Here is an 18,297-nt window from a genome sequence, read left to right as displayed (position 1 = left end):
CATGCACCGCTCCGCTTCGTGCGTTCCGAGTTCCGTGGCGCGCTGAGCCACGCCGCCTCTTGAGTCTGTTCGTCTGGTGAACTAAAGTTCATAATCGGCTGCCTTGAGTCTCCGTCTCGGCTGGGCCGGTTGTCAACGGGTCGCCAGTGCCTCGGCACTGGGAACCGATCTCGGAGCGTTCGGGCGAAGGGAGGTCTTCCGTGGCCGCCGAATCAGTGGCACCCCTGGAGCGCGGCCTCGCGGTCCTCCGCGCGATCTGCGCGAGCCTCGACGACGCGGTACGGCCAGGCGACCTGGTCCGTGAGACCGGCCTCGCTCGTTCGACCGTCGACCGCGTGCTCAGCACCCTGACCCACCTGGACTTTCTGCGATCCGACGGGCGCGCCTTCTCGCTCGCTCCGCGCGCGATGCAGTTCGGCGACGCCTACCTGGCCGCCTGTGGCCTGCCTGACGTACTGGAACCGCTCGCGGTGCGGCTCGCCGACGAACTGGACGAGTCGGTGTCGGTAGCTGTGCCGGACGGAGACGGCGTGCGTTTCGTCATCCAGATTCCGCGGCGCCGGACGATGACGCTGTCCTTCCGGGTCGGCGATCTGCTTCCCGCCGAGCGGTGCGCTCCTGGCGCCTTGTTCGCGCCGCAATGGTCGGCCGAGCAGCGCGCTCGTTGGTCGCGGCGCCTGGCTGGATCGGGCCCGCCGCGGCTGTTCTCTCCGCTTCCTCCCGCTCCCGGCAGGCCGACGCCCCAGGAGGTCGAATCAGCCTTCGACGAGCGCACGAACGCCGCCGCGAAGGCGGGCTGGGCACTGGACGACCAGCTGATCGAGCCGGGGCTGATCGCGGTCGCAGTGCCCGTACTCGACCTCGCCGATGGACGCGCCGTCGCGGCGGTCAGCGTCGTGAGCCACTCCAGCAGGCACTCGGCCGACTCGCTGCGAGCGCACGCCCTGGGCCGGCTGCGCGAGACCGCCGCGCAGATGCAGGAGGCGTTGGCCGACTCGCGGTCCCGGGCACAAGCCGAGCCCCGTCGTGCATCCGGTTCGGATCCGGGTGCGGGCACCGGTCTCGCCGCCTCGTTCACTCCCGCGCCGGTCGATGAGCCCAAGCGCGACCTCGGTCCGCACTATCTTCGTTCCCTGGCTCGCGGGCTCGCGGTCCTGGTCGCGCTCGGCTCGAAGCGGGGCGGCATGACGCTCAGCGCGGTCGCCGAAGCCACCGGTCTGCCGCGCGCGACCGCGCGCCGGGCCCTGATCACCTTGCGCGAACAGGGATACGTCGACTGCCTCGATCCCGAGGGCCGGCTGTTCGCGCCGCTGCCGTCGGTGCTCGAACTCGGATACGCGCGGCTGTGCGGCCGCACCGTGGAGGACTTGGTGCGCCCGCACCTGCTGGAATTGAGCAGGAAGGTGCACGAGTCGGCCTCGGTCGCGGTATTGCGCGGACCGGAGATCTCATACGTGGCGCGCGTCGCGACCAGCCGGATCATGCAGGCCGCCATCACTGTGGGCACGCGGTTTCCGGCGTATGCGACCTCCATGGGGCGGGTGCTGCTCGCCGGGCTTCCGGACGCGCAGCGGGAGGCGCGGATCGCCGCGACGGACCTCAGAGCCCTAACCCGCTTCACGGTCACCGATCCGGCGGTCCTGGCCGAGACGTTGCGCCGCGTCGCAGCGGACGGATACGCGCTCGTGGATCAGGAGCTTGAGGAAGGGCTGCGGTCGATGGCGGCGCCGGTTCGCGATCACCGCGGTCGCGTGGTCGCCGCTGTCAACGTCTCCATGCATGCCGGGCGGGTAGACGCCGACCACGCGCGCGAGGTCGTCCTGCCCGCGCTCACCGCGACCGCGGAGCGCATCAGCGCGGACCTCGCCGCGATGGGCGACCGGCTGGACGTCGCCGCCGCGTGACCGTGCGACGACGTCCATAGCGCCCGTCCGCCGGCGTGCGTCAGACGCCGCGAACCGCCAACTGCCGCGCCTCGGGCGAGCCGAGTTCGACGAACAGGGCGTGGGCCTCGCGCCAACGCGGCAGCGCGGCCTGCTCCCCCACCTCCAGCCGAAGGACGTCGCCGAGGATCCGCAGCGCTTTCGCCTGTTCGAGCCGGCAGCCCACCTCGGCGCTCAGCGCCGCCGACCGCTCGGCGTGCTGGCGCGCCCGGTCCAGGTTGCCGAGCGCCAGATGCGTCTCCGCGAGCTCATTGAGCGCCCTCGTCTCGTACACCCGGCAGCCTCGCTCGTGGCTGAGCGCGAGCGCCTGCTGCGCCTCGTGCAGCGATTCCTCCAGCGCACCGATCGCGCGGCGCGCCGAGGCGCCGCTGTACAGCGCCAGCAGCTCATGGTCCGAGTCGCCGAAACTCAGGGCTTTGCGCAGCACCTCGTCGTAGTACTCCAGTGCTCGCGGGAAGTCGCGCTCGCCCTCGTGAATCAGACCCCACGCATAGTCGGTCTGCGTCATCGCGCGCGGCGTGCCCGCCTGCTCGCCGAGCGATTCGGCGCGCGTCGCGTGGTAGCGGGCCTGCGAGAAGTCGCCCAGGGCGCAGTGCACGGCGACCAGATCGCAGTGCGCGAGCCTGGCGCTGCGCGTCTCGCCGTTGGCCTCGGCCAGGTCGAGCGCCTGGTCCAGGAGGCGGCGCGCTTCGGAGAAGTCGCCGGCGAGCGAGTAGGCGAATCCGAGGACGCACAGCTTCTGGGCCCGCACGCGCGCGGAATCGCTGTCCGGCTCCGCCGCCTCGGACTGGTACTGCGACAGCAGTTCGATCGCCACGCTCAACGGACCGGTCTCGCAGTGCACCAGCCCGAGATTGCCCATCGCGCGGTTCGCCCCGGCCTTCGAACCGCTGCGGCGGTACCACTCCAGGCTGCGGGTGAAGCAGGCCTTCGCCGACTCGACCTCGCCGCCGTCGAAGTAGTTCAGGCCGAGCCGCATGGTGGCCGTGGCGGCCCCTTCGAGCCAGCCGGCTTCGTGCGCCGCCTCGCTCGCGCGCATGAAGTGGCCCCTGGCCAGCGGAAGATCGCTGCGTAGCTGGGCGACGTCGCCGAGCATGGTGCCCAGCGCGGCGACGCCGAGCGGGCGCGACTCGCCCTCCAGCGCCCGCTGCGCCGCAGCCACCACGGTGAACCAGTCGGTGTGCAGCTCCGCGCCGTAGAAGTGCGCCCGCAGCTCGAAGGCCATCCGCCAGGCGCTGGAGCGCGGGCCGTGCTCGGCGGCGTGGACGATGACGGCGAGCAGGTTGCGGTGCTCCGCGCGCAGCCAGCCCAGCGCTTCGGAGATCTCCGCGAAGTCGATGTCGAAGGCGGGCCCAGCCGACTGGTCCGGCCGAGCCGGCTGGCCTGGCTGGTCCGGCTGGTCGATCGACGGCAGCCGGTCCCGGTCGGGATAGACCAGCGCGACGGCCGCGTCGACCCCGGATTCGTACCAGTTGGCCAGCCGGCGCGCGGCGGCTTCCCGCTCCTCCGGAGCGTCCTCGGCGCGGGCCCGTTCGACCGCGTAGTCGCGCAGCAGGTCGTGGCAGTCGTAGCGGCCCGGCAGGTGCACGCTGAGCAGGTGGGCTGCGGCAAGCCTGTCGAGGACCTGCTCCGCTTCCGCGGCGGCGCAGCCGAGCAGCGCTGCCGCCGATTCGACGGTCAGGTCCACTTCCGGTATCGCGCCGATCGTCCGGAACAGCCGCTGCGCCTCCGGATCCAGCCGGACGTAGGAGAGGCCGAAGACGGCGCGCACCTGGCTGGATTCGTCACCGCCGAGCACGAGCGCGTCCAGCCGTGCCTCGGCGAGTTGCGCGACCAGCTCGGCCACGGACCGGTCCGGGTGGATGACCAGTTGCGCGGCGGCAATGCGCAGCGCGAGGGGAAGCCCGGCGCAGGCACGCACCAGCTCGAGGACCGCCTCGGGCTCCGCCGCGGTCCGTGGCGCGCCGAGGATCCGGACGAGCAGGTCGACGCTCTCGCGCTCGCTGAGCACGTCCAGGCTGATCGGTTGCGCGCCGTCCAGTGCCACGAGGCCGTCGAGCCGGTCGCGGCTGGTGATCAGCACCCGGCAGGCTTCCGCCCCGGGCAGCAGGGGGCGCACTTGCGCGACGTCGGCTGCGTTATCGAGCAGAACCAGCACTCGGCGATTCGCCAGCAGCGAGCGGAACAACGCGCCCGCTTCCTCGACGTCCACGGGCACGCTGCCGCCGGTTACGCCGAGCGCCCGCAGGAATCGGCCGAGCACGTCGATCGGCCGCTCCGGTGCCGTGGAGGAGAAACCGTGCAGGTTCGCGTAAAGCTGTCCGTCGGGAAACAGCGGAGCGACGCGGTGCGCCCAGTGGACCGCGAGCGCGGTCTTGCCAATGCCACCAGCACCAGTCAGCGTGGCGATGCGGTACCGGTGGCCCGGCGAATCAGCGTCACGCGTCAACGCATCGAGGCGCGCGAGAACTGCGCCGCGTCCGGTGAACGCATAAGTGTCGGCAGGGAGCTGAGCCGGAGTCAGCACGTCGCGACTCACGGTCGCCTCGGGCTCCTCGATCTCTTCCTCGAGGGCTGGCTGTTCGACCTCCTGGCGCAGCACGCGCGTGAGCGCCTGGCTTAGCGCACGTCCCGGGTCGGCTCCCATCTCGTCGCGCAACCGCAGCCGAAGCCGCTCGTAGGCGTCGAGGGCGTCTGCTTGCCGCCCAGTGGCGGCCAGGGCCTCGATCCAGGCGCCGATCACCCGCTCGTCGAGCGGATGGCTTTCCACGAGGGGACTCAGCGAGTGCACGGCCTGCTCCGGCTGCCCGCTGCCGAGCAGGGCGCGCGCGTAGTCGACGATCGCGGTCACGCGTCGCAGTTCCAGCCGCATCACCGCGGCTTGGTCGGCACTTCCGTCCGGTACGTCGGCGAGCGCAGGGCCGCGCCACAGGTCGAGCGCGGCACCGAGTGCGTCGGCCTTTGCGGCCGGCTCCAGCGGCTCGGCGGCGTCGACGAGACGCAGGAACCGGTCGGCATCTACGTCGCCGCCGGAGAGCTCAAGCGCGTAACCCGTCGTCGTGCGCGTTACCAACACCTGGCTGTGCGCATAGGTGCGCAGCCATTGGCGCAGGCGATGGATGTTCACCGTGAGCGTGGAGTCCATGGAGCGGGCATCTCGCGAGCCCCAGACGGTCTCGAACAGCTCCCCGGCGGAGAGCCCGCCCGGCCCGGCCAGCGCGAGCGCGCCAAGGACCGCACGCAGGATGTTGGATGAGGGTGTGCGGAATGGATAGCCGACCCCGACCGGACCGAGTACGAGCACACTCATTGCGGTGCGTGCATCGGTCGTCACGTTCTGATCGGTGGCAGTGCCCTGGTCGGTCTCGGTCGTGTCGGTTGTCTGGTTGTTGTCGCTGGATACCCCGTCTACAGCGGCCATGCAGGAATGTTACGCCGCCTGCGTCGGTGTGGCATGCCCCGTGCTCACGCCACACCGACGCCCCGAACACAGTCTGCTAGGACGCGCCTACATCTCGCCTACACGTTGCGCGGTAGCCGAATGCGCAAGCTGCGACGGGTAAACCGGATTTGGCTGAGAGGATGATCGGCATGAACAACGACGTCGATCCGACGCCCTCCGCGCCTCAGATACGGCTTTACCGCCCAGGTGACGGCGATGCACTGTTCGACATCTGCATGCGGACCGCTGAGGCCGGGGGCGACGCGCGGCATCTGTATGAGGACCAAGACCTCATGCCGAACATCTTCGCCGCGCCGTACGCGTACCTGGAGCCTGAGCTGACATTCGTCCTCGACGACGGGACGCGGGCGGTCGGCTACATCCTGGGCACCTCGGACACGCCGCGCTTTGTCACGGAGTTCCGCGAGCGCTGGCTTCCCTTGGTGGCCGAGCGGCATCCGGCACCGGTGGGCGAGCCGGCGACCCGTGACGAGCAGATGGCGTTCCTGCTGCACTGGCCGGAGCGGATGATCGTCCCGGAGATGGCGGACTATCCGGCGCATCTGCACATCGACCTGCTGCCCGAATACCAAGGGCGCGGATACGGCCGGTTGCTGGCGTACACGTTCTTCGATGCGTTGGCGAAGGCGGGCGCGAAGCGTGTGCACCTGGCGATGGTCACCGCGAACACGGCGGCGCGGGCCTTCTACGATCGGATCGGCTTCCGCGAGCTGCCGGTCGCGGATCCGGGGGTGCTGACCTTCCTCGGCCGCGAGACCGCGCTGACTGACTCGGAGCGCGCGCGTCTCGGCTGATCAGCCCCTCGGCTGCTTCGCCTTCGGCGCTGTACCGGTCCTCGCCTTCGGCGCTGTGCTCGATTCGGCCTTCGGCGTCACGAACTGCATCGCCTCCGCGGCCAGCGGCAGCCAGCCCAGCTGCGAGTCCGGGTCGAGCACCAGCCACTCGGTCATCGGGCGCCCGCCGCGCGGGTCGAAACGGACCCCCTGCCCCGCGTCGACCAGCTCGTCGACCCGGGCGCGCGGCAGTTTCACCACGAGCGCGCCGCGGACCAGCATCGCGAAGATCTTGCCGCCGACCTTCAGCGCGTTCGAGCCGAAGCGGTTGGCGGTGCCCGGCTCGTCCTTGCCGTAGCTGACCCCGGGCCGGTCGATCAGCTCGCCGACCAGCCGGTCGAAGCGCGCCTCAGGCGTGAGCCCGAGGCCGCTCACTTACGCTCGCCCCCGAACGCCTCGTAGATCACCCGGCCGAGCAGCGCGGCGCCGAATATGACATACCCGATGCCGATCAGCCAGGACACCACGATGAGGACCGCGCCGATCGCGCCGTAGGTGATGGCGCTCGAGACGATCAGCGGGCCGAAGATCACCGCGGAGAAGATGCGCAGCCCGACCAGGCCGGCCACGGTGAGCACCGCCCCCGGCAGCAGGGCGCGCCACGGCACCCGGCTCTCCAGCAGGAAGTGCTGGGTCCACCAGAAGAAGGTGAGCGCGCCGCCGGCCGTCGCGCACCATCGCAGCGTCGTGATGAACCAGCCGTCGTGCAGGAACGCGAGCAGGTCGGCGCCGACGATCAGCAGTCCGATCAGCACGGCCAGCCAGATCGCCTGCCGCCACACGGACAGCAGCCGCGCGGCCGGCAGCTCCCAGACCCGCGCCATCCCGGTCTGCACCACGGAGACGAAGGAGAGGCCGAAGACGGCCAGCACGCCGGCGCTGAGCGCGGTGGTGGTGGACAGCACCCGCGCGGCCGGGCCGAACAGGCCGTTGACCGAGCTGGCCGCCCGGCCGGACAGGCCGAGCCCGGCGATCGCCCAGGCCGGGAAGCTGCGGCCGTTGAGCGGGGCCGCGGCGGCCACGACGATCAGCAGCGGCACCAGAGTCACGAAGCCCAGGGCGGCGAAACCGAACGCGCGGTGCATCAGTTCGATTTCGACGCCACGCCGATAGGTCTGCACGACCAGCTCGCGGGTGATGCGGAACAGGTCGCGCGGGCGATAGGGACGGCTGCTGACGTCGCCCACCCTGACGCGCTCGCCCCCGCCCGGCGCCGGAAGCGCGGTGCCGGCGCCGTTAGCCGCCTCGGCAGCGATGATCGATTCCGCGACGATCACGGGTTCGGGCTCGGCCTGCGCATCGGCATGGACGTCCGGCTCGACCTCCGGCCTCGCCGCCTTCGCCGCGGACTTGGCCGCCGCGGCGGCGGACCTCGACTCGATCCCGGTGATCTCGTCGGTCTGCTGGAGCTGGTGCGGGTGACGCGACAACGGCCTGGACCGCGGCGGCCCGTCCTCGCCCCGCGCAGCGCCGTTCGCGCCCTGGCCCTGCGGGCCGACGCCTTGAAAGGCCGTGCCCTCGAAGACCGGGTGCTGCGGCGCCGCGCCGCGCGCGGCCGGGCTGTTCGCGTCGATCTTGGTCACCTCGTCGCCGATGCCTGGACCTGGCAGGACTACGCGGCCGTTCGGGGCATCGAGCTTGGGCACGCACGCCAGGCTAACAAGGCCGCCGACCTGGCGTGGACCGATCGGCCAGAGCTTTTCCGTACTTATTGCCAGAATCTCAGTCTCTTCTCGGCTCGGCCAAGCGGAGCGGCCGGATTCCTCGTTGCCCGCGACAGCCGTTATTACGCGTCGCGTCCTGCCGCAATGACGCTGTGGTCCGAGTCGGTTACTCGACTCGGACCACAGCGCGGCCGGTTACCCGAAGAGCGGGTTATCCGAACTTCGGATGAAGAGAACTATGAAGCTACGCGATCACCCCGGCAAGCCAGGTCTGCCAAGCCTCCTGAGCGTCCTTCACATCCGGCGCCGCCTGGCCGCGCTCGCCGTAGATGTGGTGGCCGAGGACGAGCGCCCCGTTGTAGCCGTAGATGAACCGATAGAGCGCGTCGGCGGTGCGTACTCCGAAGAAGTCCTCGCTGACGTAGTCCACGACGCCGTCGATCGGCGCGAGCCCGCTCGGCGTCAGCCGTACCTCGTCGCCCACTGATGCCGAGCCGGACGTGCCCAGCGCCGCGTGCACCAGCTCCCACGTGCGCTGCCGGTCGGGCGTCTCGCCGACATAGCCGCCGATCGGCGCGGAGTACCGGCCAGAGAAGTACTTGACGTACTGGGCGAGCTTGTGGAGGTACATCGGGTCGCCCTTGCGCAGGCCGTTGTACTCGGCTTCCCAGTCCTCGCCAAGGAAGCCGCTGTGCACGAACCGCAGCACGGTGCTGGCTCCGTCGCGCGCCTCGATCAGGAACTCGAAGGCGTGAAACGAGCCGTCGGGCGCGGGATCAGCACGAAACGCGAAGTGCTTGAGCGGATCGCAGACGGTGACCGTGGACTCGGAGACGAAGCCGCCCATCTCCATGCTCGCCCGCCCGCCCGCGCGTGCGTCGACGGTGTTGCGGCCCATGAGCCAGGAGTCGATGCCGGGCCCGGTGGCGATCGCGTCCCAGATCTGCTCCGGGGTGCCCTCGATCTCGATCTGCTCGCTGATCTCGAATTCGTGCGTCATCTCAGGATTCCTCGATCTGTGTGTCGTACGCCGTCTCGGGGCCTTGCTCGGTCTGCGTCGTCTGTTCACCGGGAAGGACGACCGGGTGCACCGCCACCACCAGACGGTGCGGCCGACCGCGCGGCGCGTTCTCGTCGTGGTACTTGCTGACAAGAGCCGCGACGGCGGAGGCCAGCTCCTGCGCGAAGGCGGCGCGGTCGGCGGCGGAGGCGAAGCGCACCTCGCCGTCCAGGGCGAAGGTCGCGACCCGCTTGTGTTCCCTGGCCGAACCGGTCAGCAGCTCGCCCACGTCGCGCACCAGCTTGGCCGCGAGGGCGAGCAGCCAGTGCGCGGAGAGCCGGTCGGGTGAGCGGCCGGGGTCGGGCTGGACCGCGGCCAGCGCCACCGGCGAGATCACGTAGGCGGCCGCGGTGGCGCGCAGCACCCGCTCCGTGACGTTGCCCTTGCGCCGCTCCTCGACCAGCTCGACGAGGCCGTGCCGCTCCAGTTCCCGCAGGTGGTAGTTCACCTTCTGCCGCGGCAGGCCGACGCGGGCGGCCAGCGTGGTCGCCGAGCCCGGCTCGGACAGCGCGGCCAGCAGCCTCGCCCGTATCGGATCCAGGGAGGCCTCCGCGGCCGCCGGGTCCTCGATCACCGTCACCTCGAACATGGCTCCACCGTCCCACCGACGGTAGTTATTGTCAAGACAACATTTTTTGTCGGTGGAGGAGCGGGAACCGCTCACCTGACAGCACTCGGCCCAGGCCTCCCCTCGAGGCCTGGGCCGAGTGCCAGGTCGCCGCGTTGAAGCGGCCGTACTTGTGCAAGCGGTACTTTTTCAGCCGTACTCGTTCAGCGGCACTTGTTCAGCGGCGGGCCGGACCGGGACACGGTCCGGACATCCGCTCTGTGCTGATCAGATCATCGCAACACCGTCACGGTCCAGAGGCGTACTCGACGACCTGCTGGAAGGTAGGCCGGTTCTGCCAGTTCGTCGGACTGTCGGTGATGCCGCCGAGCGGGTCCTGGACGATGCTGTCCGCGCACCACTGGTCGCCGGCCGAACAGGTCGAGTCGCCCGGGTACACCGTCGATGCGGATTCGGCCGCGGCCTGCGTCAGCGAGCTGAGCAGCGCGCTGCGGCAGGCGGACAGGCTTCCGCCACCGCAGTACGTGACCGGCAGCGGGTCGGTCACGCTCTGCCCGAGCGCCTTGCGCAGATCGTTGCTGACGTAGCCCCACCAGCCGAACTGGAACGACGAGCCCTTGTGCGGCTGCGCCTCGTTCGACGACGCGACCGTCCCGCTCACGGTGATCTGCTGGCCGCCCGACGGGGACTCGTTGACCTGCATCGCGCCGACCAGGGCGTTGAACAGGTTCGTGCCCATGCCGGACTGGAACTCGGCCTGGACAAGCAGCGGCCACCAGGCGTCGAACACCTGGATCGCGGCGGCGTTCTGGTAGGCCTTCGAACCGGCCGCGGCCGGCGTGAGCGTCGCCCCGGCATTGAGCCAGGTCGTCAGCTCGGCGACCAGGGCCTTCTGGTTCGCGTCGGTGACCGGCTGGCTGTTGATCACCTGGAGCAGCAGCGGCAGCACCTCCTTGCCGCGCAGGTCGGTCAGTGCCGCCTTCTCCATCACCTGCACCAGTGCCGCGCGGGTGAACTTCGCCCCGCTCGCCAGGTAGCTCTTCACGCCCTGGTCGAGCAGGTCGACCCGCTGCACTGGACCCCAGCTGAAGTTGCCGTCGGCCGCGCTGTAGTCGAGGGCCTGCTTGTTGTTCCAGCTGACGTAGTAGTCCTGGTCGATCGAGTTGGGGTGCGCCGAGGCCGGGGTGTAGGTCGCCGTGTTGTTGCTCGGGTCGAAGCCCTGCCACTCGTCGGCGGCGGTTCCCCACATCGGCAGGTTCGGGTCGGTCCCCGTCGCGCGCACCGGGTTCAGGCCCGAGTTGAAGTACGCGACGTGCGCCGAGTTGACGTAGAACCAGTTGAAGTCGTAGCCGATGTTCGCGGCCGCGCTCTCGAAGCCCTGCGGCGTGGACATGACGCTCGGATCGTTGAACATCTGGAAGCCGATCGCGGAATCAGCCTCGTGCATGTACGTCGAGCGTAGCGACGTATACGCCACGGGCACGCCGCCGACGGTGGCCGTGTAGTCGACGAGTCCGTACCTAGTTCGATACGTCGTCAGGTCGTATGAGCCGGCCGCGGTGCTGTCGGCGACGGTCGGGCTCCACGAGTCGTGGGCCACCAGCTTGTCCATCGGCGTGCAGACGCCGTGGTAGATGTACGAGGTCGAGCTCGTGGTCGGCGTCGAGCCGTCCGCGTTGCACAGCGTCACCGCGTACGTGTCAGTGGTGTCCTGCTCGCTGGATGTGGCGCTCCAGGAGTAACTGGGACCGCGCCCGAGCTCCACATACAGGTTGAACCCGGAGAAGGCGGCTCCGCGCGCGCTGATGCCGGGTCCCTCGATCTCCTCCAGCATCAGCAGCTGCGGGGCGAAGTAGCCGGTCTGCGGGCCGAACACCGCGATTGGGTGGCCTGACGCGCTGTCAGCCGCGGAGATGACCAGCGCGTTAGACATGCCGGGGTGCTGCTGGCCGGGCGCGGGAAAGTCCACGCCGGGCGCGGCACCATTGTTGTACATGCCGTTGAGCGCGTTGAGCTTTCCGCTCGCCTTCGCACGTAAGGAGGCGGGAAGTTTCGCGGCGAGCTTGGCGTCAGCGGTCTTCAGGGCCGTAGAGGTCGCGGCAGCGGTCGCGGCCTTCACGGCAGCCGATGCCTTTACCGCGCTGCTGCTCGCGGAGCCAGTCGCGTTCTGCACGACGTTGACGCCCTGTACTGAGCCCGCGTCAGGCATCGCCGTGCCGGTGACGGTGCCGGAGGTCTCGCCGTAGGGGAAGCTCTGGCCGTTGTGCAGGGTCAGCGTCGCCTCCGGGTCGTTCTGCTCGCGCAGCGCGGCCCAGATCGCGTCGCCCTGGGCGACCCCGTACGCGGACTCGGCCGCCTCCTTGACCAGCGCGGACTGCACCTCGGTGCCGCCGCCGTTGCCGAACAGGCCGCCGATGACGCCGGCGATGGCGATCAGGTCGGTCTCGGTGAAGTTCGACATCGACTGCCCGGTCAGGTCGTACTCGCCGGGGAAGTCGTTGGCGGCTCGGACCACCGAGATGTAGTCGTTGACTCCGGCCAGGTAGCTGTCGGCGTCAGACTTCAGCTGTGCGCCACGGGCGCCATCCGCGGCCAGCGCGTTGACCTGCGCTTGGAGGTCGGCCTCGGTGTAGGGCGCGGTGCGCCAGACGTTCTGCTCGAGGCCGCGGTTCGCGGGTGCGCCGCCGGCGAAGGAGGTCAGCTCGGCCCGCCCGATGTGCCGGAACAGGTCCATGACCCACAACCGGTCCTCGGCGCCAGCGTATCCGGCCCCGAACTCCGCCTCGGCCCTGGTCTGGCCGTAGATGTGCGGGATGTCGGCGGTGTCCCGCAGGATCGTGACGCCTGTCTCCGGCGTCTCGGTGCGCGTGACGTTGGCGGGCGGGACGCCGTAGGAGGAGTCGTTGTAGAAGTTGTTGATCTGAGACGTCGTCAGCCCGGTGTACGAGTTCACCAGGTTGTCGTACTTGGTCAGCTGGTCGTTGTTGTTCGAGGGGCGCGTACCGAACAGCTTGAACAGGATGATGTCGGCGAGGGTCTCAGCCCCGTTCTCTCCCGGTGGGAGGATGTCGGAGCACTGATCCGCGCAGTAGTCGGTTGGCGAGCTGACCGCCGCGGCGGCTCGCGCGGAGACGTTCGACGCCACCGCCTGGGCCTGTCCGGCTGCCGCGGACACCAGTAGCGCCGCGGTCGCGGCCGCGACGGTGAAGAGGTGCGGGCGGTGAGTGTAAGGACGGCGTCGGAATGGACGCCGGAGGTGGGTGGGGACCGTGTGGGTGTGGGTTCCGCGCACTGCTGACGCTCCCAGGCAGGAAAACACGTGGTGAGGAGTGCCTTGCGTCGCGTCAACCTACTCGCGAGTAGGGTAAAGAGTCAGTCAGGGCATTGCCAAGACTGAGCTAAAACATGAGGATCATTCAAATTCCCCGTAACGGACCGCGCTGTCCGTGGACGCCCGGTTCCGCCTCGTGGCAGGGACCCGCGGGACCTGTGGGGGTGAGGCCCGTGGGGGCGGGGCTCTGCTCGTACGGCGGAACCGGGACGGTATCAGGATTCGTGGTCAGCGCCCGGACACGTCCCGTGCACCGTCACGTGGGTGGTGCGGTGTTCCTGTACTGCGGTTCTTCGTTACTGCGTTCTTCGATACTGCGTTTGTTCGGTACTGCCGGTGACACAACGATCGCGGCGTCGTCCGCCGCTTAGGAAAGCAGGAAATCCGCGCCGCCGGTCTTGGCCGCCTCGATGAAGGCGGACAGTTCCGAGACGGTGTACACCAGGGCCGGCCCCTCGGGGTCGGTGGACTGGCGCATCGCGATCCTGCCGTCCTGCAGCTTGAGGACTTCGACGCAGTTGCCGCCGTTTCCTCCGCTCCAGGGCTTCATCCAGCCGTGCTGCCCGAGGTGGGTCGCCGGCATTCCGTTGTATATGTCGGTTTCGGTCATTTTCTAGATCTCCTTGCGAATGCCACTGAGATACGCCTCAGTGGATGGTGCGGGTGCGGCTTGTGCGCACATCCGGTCCAATGCCTCCAGGTAGACGGACACGTCGTCGCGGTCGTCGATATAGACGGCCCCGGTCAGCGATTCGCCGTAGACGATGTCCGGCAGCTCCTGGAAGCGGAACCGGAAGATACAGAACGGCCCGTACATCGCGGGGTGCGGGCCTGCGGCGAACGGCATCACCTGAAGCGTCACGTTGGGCAGTGAACAAGCCTCGATGAGCCGGTCAACCTGTGCGCGCAGCACCTTGCGGTCCGCGGCGCGACGGAAGACGGTCTCATCCATCACGCCCCAGAACCGCGGCGCGTTTTCGCGGTCCAGCAGCGACTGACGCTCGACGCGCAGATCCACCAGGCGGTTGATCTCCGGGTCGGGCGCGTGCGGCAGGCCCGCGCGCAGCACTGTACGCGCATAATCGGGCGTCTGAAGCAGCCCGTGCACGTAGTGCGGCTCGTAGGCCCGGATGAGCGCGGCCTCGACCTCCAGGCTGACGTGCGCGCTGAACCAGTCGGGCAGCACGTCGCGGTACCGGTGCCACCAGCCGGGCTGGTTGGCCTCGCGCACCAGGGCCAGGAAGGCCTCGATCTCGCTGGGCTCGGTGACGCCGTACATGCGCAAGAGCCGGTCGACATAGAGAATCTTGAGGCTGACCTCAGCCTTCTCCATGCGCCGGATCGTCGAATGCGTGACGTCCAAGGCGGCCGCGGCCTCCTCGTAGCCGAGTCCGGCCTGCTTGCGCAGGTCCTCGAGGCGCTTGCCAAGGACCATCCGCATCACCGTCGGGGCGCCACCCGACGACCGTACGTCACCGCTCACGTTCTGCCTCCGCACCGGCCGCTATGCGGCTCAGTGTGCCATGTCGGTAACGCAGCGAACAGTCTGCTCATCCAATTCTGCAATTTCCAGGTTGACTCTTGCCATCCGTTGCTGGCGGACAGCATAGTGATTCCTGTGATTCAGCGTCCGCAGTCGCCGCCGACGGCGCGCCGCGCGAGGCTCGATCACCTCCGCGCGGAAGGCGAGACGCTCGTGAACCGTTCCCACCCGGCCTCGGCGGCCGCCCCGGCCGCGGCCGCGGTCCAAGCCGCCGCGGGCGCCGCGGACGAGGACGGGCCGGCCGGCTCTAGTACGGCCGCCACCACGACGGCCACCCTTCCCGCCCATCCCTTTCACGGCGAGTCCGCTCCCCTGCACCGCGACGTCTTCCACTTGCCGGCGCACGGAGCCAGCGTCTCCGCGGCGCGCAATCGGATCACCGAGCACCTGAACGCCTGGGGCGTCGGCGAGTCCGTGTACGAGGATGCAGCGCTGATCGTCAGCGAACTGTTCACCAACGCGCTGGTGCACACGGACAGCAGCGAGATCACCTGCCAGCTGCAGGCCACCGCGCAGACCGTGTACCTGGCGATCACCGACCAGGGCTGCGGCCCGTCGGGTCCCCGGGTCAGGGAACCCGACGCCGAGAGCGGGCGCGGCCTGATTCTGGTCAGCGCGCTGGCGCAGCTGTGGGGCGTCAACACGGAACAGGGGTGCGGCCGCACCGTGTGGGCGATCCTGCCCTTGGGCCTGCCCTCCGCCGACGCCGCCTGAGCCGCGCCGGCCCGTTCGACGGGTTCCGCCCGCTCGGATCGCCGCGGTGAGCCGCCGGACGACGGCCCGCGGAGCGCTCCGAAAAATTCCTTCCCGCCGCCGGTGAACCGATCCCGGCATCCGCACGTGCATTCGCCTCAGGGACACCCTTCGAAGAGCGAAGGATCATGAAACGGCGAGGGCACAGATGACCAGCACGTCTGATCTCAACATCGCCGGATCACCGATCTACGAGAGTCTCGTAGCCACCAGCGGTGATCCGTATCAGCCCCCCGCCTACCAGCTGCCCGACGTCTACGGCTCGAGCTCGCAGGTCGCCGCGTACGGCGAGGGCCCGGGCGGCGGCGGCAGCGCAGGAGGAGCGGGCTGGGGTTGGGACAGCGGGAGCGACTGGGGCGGCGCGAGCGGCTCGAACTGGAACGGCGCACTTCCGCCGAACGCCGGGCCGGCCATGCTCTCGCAGTTCCTCGGCCGTATGCTCGGCGACGGGCAGAGCTGGGTCGCGGTCATGATCTTCGGCGGACCCATCGCCGACCAGCTACGCCAGCAACAGGTCATGCAGCAGTTCGGCCCAAATCCGCAATACGGCCAACCGGGGGCGTCAGGGTACGCTAACGTTCCCGGTTACAGCTTCGGCGGCGGCTTCGGCTATGGGGTCAACAATGCCGGTGGCATGCCGGAAGGCGCGATGGCGCAGGCGTATCAGCAGGCTTACCAGTGGGCCGCGCAGCAGCAGGCTGCGCTCGCCGCGAGCCAGCTAGAGCCGGCGCTCCCCGCGCTCCCCCCGGCGCCGGATCCGGCGATGGTTCCCGGCCAGGGCGCGCCCCCGGCGCTGCCCCCGGCCGAGGCGACGCAGATGTACAGCGGGATGCTGGATCAGGACTGGGCCGGCTGGCTCGGCCAGACCGCCCAGGGCGTCCGCTCGCAAAACGAGGAGGAGATGCAGGAACCGCCGTATGAGTCCAGCGGCGGTGGATGGAGCAGCCGGCTCGGAGCAGCCATGCGAGAACTCCGTGGCAGATAGCACTACTCTTCCGAAGCCCTACCCACTCGGAGTGGATCTGTTGAACCGGTCGTTTGGCAGGACCCTGCCAACCAAGGCGGACCAGTCCCGAAAACCGGCACGTACCAGCGAGGACCGGCTAAGGGCGCTCTACGCGGAGCACGCCGGCCCGCTACTCGGCTACGCGCTGCGGCTGCTGCACGGTGACCGTTCGGCCGCCGAGGACGTGGTCCAGGAGACCCTGCTCCGGGCGTGGACCCATCCGGAGGCGATGGACCCGTCCCGCGGCTCACCGCGCAACTGGCTGTTCACGGTGGCCCGCAACCTGGTCATCGACGCCATCCGGGCGCGCAAGACCCGCCCGGCCGAGGTCGGTGAGGGGCGCCTTGGGGAGGACTGGGCGCAGTCGCTGGCCGACACCGGGGCGGACCCGTACGACCGCAGCCTGGACGCCTGGGAACTGGCCGAAGTCGTGGCCGTGCTCTCCCCGGAGCACCGGGCCGTCCTGGTTGAAACCTATTACCATGGAGCGTCGGTCGCGCAGGCCGCGAAGACGCTCGGCATACCTCCGGGGACCGTGAAGTCCCGCACCTACTACGCATTGAGAGCCCTGCGGCTCGCCTGTGAGGAACGGGGGGTTACTCCGTGACCGATCGCTCGCACGCGGGCGCCGGGTCCGGTCGGGGAAGGACCGGACCGCCTGGCTACCCGCCCGGTTATCCTCCGGCGGCGGATTCCTGCTCGCCGGACCAACGCATCGCGCTGGGCTCATACGCGCTCGGCGCCCTGGACCCGGCCGAGGCCGACCAGGTACGCACACACCTGGTGGACTGCGCGGCCTGCCGCGCCGAGTACCGCGAACTCGCCGCGGTACCGGCGGTGCTGGCCCGCATCACCGAGACCGAGATGGCCGCCGGACCGGTACCCCCGGACGGCGAGCTGCTGACCCGGCTGCTGGAGAAGGCCGCGGCTCGGGAGGCGTCGGGTCGGGGCGCGGTGCCCAACTCGGCTGCCTCCTCGCCGGCCTCCGCCTGGAGCGGTCAGGGCGCGCCCGGATTCGCCGGCGCGGCCGATCCCGATCTCGACCTGTCCCCCGGCGGCTCGAGCCACTCCGGACGCGCGCGCCGTCGCCGCCCGGCGCGGCAGAAGTCGTCCGGACACCAGAAATCCGGCCTACTCTCGAGCCTGTGGTCCGGCAGCCTGGTACGCCGCGTCTCCATCGCGGCGGCCGGCGGCGTGCTGGCCGCGGCCGCGGTGATCAGCGTGTACGCAGGCACCACGGGCTCGGCAACGCCGGTCACCACCACGATCAACGCGTCGAACGCGGCGATGGGCATCACCGGCACGGTGAAGTACCACGCGACCGAGTGGGGCAGCTGGGTCCAGGTCACGATGCACAACGTCCCGCCCGGTGACGACTGCATGCTCCTCGCGGTCGACAACAAGGGCAACCGCGTCGTCGCCAGCACCTGGTGGGCTCCGTCGAGCGGCACCGCGACCATCCCCGGCGGGGTGGCGATGGAGGCCGACGAGATCATGAAGTTCCAAGTGGTGACCGCCACCGGCAAGACCCTGCTGGACGCGCCGGTGCACTGAGACCCCGGGATGGGTTGGCGCCCCCGAGGCGGCCGAGACCAGAGCAAACGGCTCGGTCCGCTTCGGGGGCGTTCGTATGCCCGGGTAAGCTCCTGCGACCGTGACACCTTCCCGTGTGACACCGTCCCGTGTGACACCATCCTGCCCGGGGGCTGAGATGCAGACGTACGTGGAGCCTGACGAATCAGCACCCGAGATCCCGCTCGTCGGCGGAGACGTCACGGAAGGCGTCGTGCGCGTCGGAGACACGGTGCGCAGGCCGGTGGGCGCCAACGCGCCGCTCGTCCACGCGCTGCTGCGTTACCTCGAATCGGTCGGGTTCGAAGGCGCGCCACGGCTTCTCGGCATCGACGCGGCGGGACGCGAGGTGCTGACGTACATACACGGCGAGGTCGCCGGTCGCCCGCGGCCGGCCTGGATCGCGGACGAGCGGCGCCTAGCCTCGGTCGGCAGCTTCCTGCGCGAGTACGACGACGCGGCGGCCGGATTCGTCGTGCCGGAGGGCGTCCGGGCGTTCCAGGGTTTGGCGGCGCCGCAGGACCCGGAGACCCCGCCGCCTCCGCCCTACCCCGTGGAGCT

General features: G+C 69.8%; 14 protein-coding genes and 1 pseudogene. 7 read left to right on the top strand and 8 right to left on the bottom strand.

Features of this window, described 5'->3' with window-relative positions; translation table 11 throughout:
* Positions 1-200: 200 nt before the first annotated feature.
* Complete coding sequence (locus tag VFB40_RS17705) at positions 201-1,904, top strand: IclR family transcriptional regulator domain-containing protein (protein ID WP_324852017.1); 1,704 nt, start codon at positions 201-203, stop codon at positions 1,902-1,904.
* A 40-nt stretch (positions 1,905-1,944) separates the two neighbouring features.
* Here VFB40_RS17705 and VFB40_RS17700 read toward each other — a convergent pair whose 3' ends face one another.
* Positions 1,945-5,364, bottom strand: coding sequence for an AfsR/SARP family transcriptional regulator (locus tag VFB40_RS17700; protein ID WP_324852015.1), 3,420 nt, complete (start codon positions 5,362-5,364; stop codon positions 1,945-1,947).
* A gap of 170 nt (positions 5,365-5,534) precedes the next feature.
* Here VFB40_RS17700 and VFB40_RS17695 point away from each other — a divergent pair, with 170 nt between their 5' ends.
* Entirely contained in the window at positions 5,535-6,200 is a 666-nt protein-coding gene (locus tag VFB40_RS17695) for a GNAT family N-acetyltransferase (protein WP_324852012.1), read from the top strand.
* Here VFB40_RS17695 and VFB40_RS17690 read toward each other — a convergent pair whose 3' ends face one another.
* The 7 genes from VFB40_RS17690 to VFB40_RS17660 form a co-directional block, all read right to left on the bottom strand.
* Positions 6,201-6,614, bottom strand: coding sequence for an MmcQ/YjbR family DNA-binding protein (locus VFB40_RS17690; RefSeq protein ID WP_324852010.1), 414 nt, complete (start codon positions 6,612-6,614; stop codon positions 6,201-6,203).
* A complete protein-coding gene (locus tag VFB40_RS17685; protein WP_324852008.1) occupies positions 6,611-7,885 on the bottom strand; it encodes a YihY/virulence factor BrkB family protein in 1,275 nt (424 codons plus the stop codon). Before VFB40_RS17685 ends, VFB40_RS17690 begins: the two co-directional genes overlap by 4 nt.
* Before the next feature lie 262 nt (positions 7,886-8,147).
* The gene (locus VFB40_RS17680) at positions 8,148-8,903 is read right to left on the bottom strand and encodes an SRPBCC family protein (protein WP_324852006.1); all 756 of its coding nucleotides are present in this window, start codon (positions 8,901-8,903) and stop codon (positions 8,148-8,150) included.
* Between the two features lies 1 nt (position 8,904).
* Positions 8,905-9,552: an ArsR/SmtB family transcription factor gene (locus VFB40_RS17675; RefSeq protein WP_324852004.1), complete on the bottom strand. Its 648-nt coding sequence runs from the start codon at positions 9,550-9,552 to the stop codon at positions 8,905-8,907.
* A gap of 265 nt (positions 9,553-9,817) precedes the next feature.
* Complete coding sequence (locus VFB40_RS17670) at positions 9,818-12,706, bottom strand: penicillin acylase family protein (protein WP_324852002.1); 2,889 nt, start codon at positions 12,704-12,706, stop codon at positions 9,818-9,820.
* A 523-nt stretch (positions 12,707-13,229) separates the two neighbouring features.
* Positions 13,230-13,472, bottom strand: coding sequence for a DUF397 domain-containing protein (locus VFB40_RS17665; protein ID WP_324852000.1), 243 nt, complete (start codon positions 13,470-13,472; stop codon positions 13,230-13,232).
* A 3-nt stretch (positions 13,473-13,475) separates the two neighbouring features.
* Positions 13,476-14,303 carry a Sco1979 family transcriptional regulator gene (locus tag VFB40_RS17660; RefSeq protein WP_527249201.1) on the bottom strand — a complete coding sequence of 276 codons (828 nt, stop codon included), beginning with the start codon at positions 14,301-14,303 and terminating at the stop codon, positions 13,476-13,478.
* Positions 14,304-14,558: 255 nt separating this feature from the next.
* Here VFB40_RS17660 and VFB40_RS17655 point away from each other — a divergent pair, with 255 nt between their 5' ends.
* From VFB40_RS17655 to VFB40_RS17635, 5 genes and pseudogenes are all read left to right on the top strand, one after another.
* Positions 14,559-15,119, top strand: a complete 561-nt coding sequence (locus VFB40_RS17655) for an ATP-binding protein (RefSeq protein ID WP_324851996.1) — start codon at positions 14,559-14,561, stop codon at positions 15,117-15,119.
* A gap of 187 nt (positions 15,120-15,306) precedes the next feature.
* Positions 15,307-16,143, top strand: coding sequence for a hypothetical protein (locus tag VFB40_RS17650; protein ID WP_324851994.1), 837 nt, complete (start codon positions 15,307-15,309; stop codon positions 16,141-16,143).
* Positions 16,144-16,183: 40 nt separating this feature from the next.
* Positions 16,184-16,771, top strand: coding sequence for a sigma-70 family RNA polymerase sigma factor (locus VFB40_RS17645; RefSeq protein ID WP_324851992.1), 588 nt, complete (start codon positions 16,184-16,186; stop codon positions 16,769-16,771).
* A complete protein-coding gene (locus VFB40_RS17640; protein WP_324851990.1) occupies positions 16,768-17,718 on the top strand; it encodes an anti-sigma factor family protein in 951 nt (316 codons plus the stop codon). The genes VFB40_RS17645 and VFB40_RS17640 overlap by 4 nt, the downstream gene beginning before the upstream one ends.
* A gap of 157 nt (positions 17,719-17,875) precedes the next feature.
* A pseudogene (locus VFB40_RS17635) lies at positions 17,876-18,297 on the top strand (aminoglycoside phosphotransferase family protein); the annotation flags it as partial.

Origin of the sequence: Actinocrinis sp. (assembly GCF_035650855.1) — a bacterium.
Taxonomy (GTDB): Bacteria; Actinomycetota; Actinomycetes; order Streptomycetales; family Catenulisporaceae; genus Actinocrinis.
The sequence above is the reverse complement of the archived record's forward strand: the minus strand, read 5'-3'. Positions and strand labels throughout refer to the sequence as shown.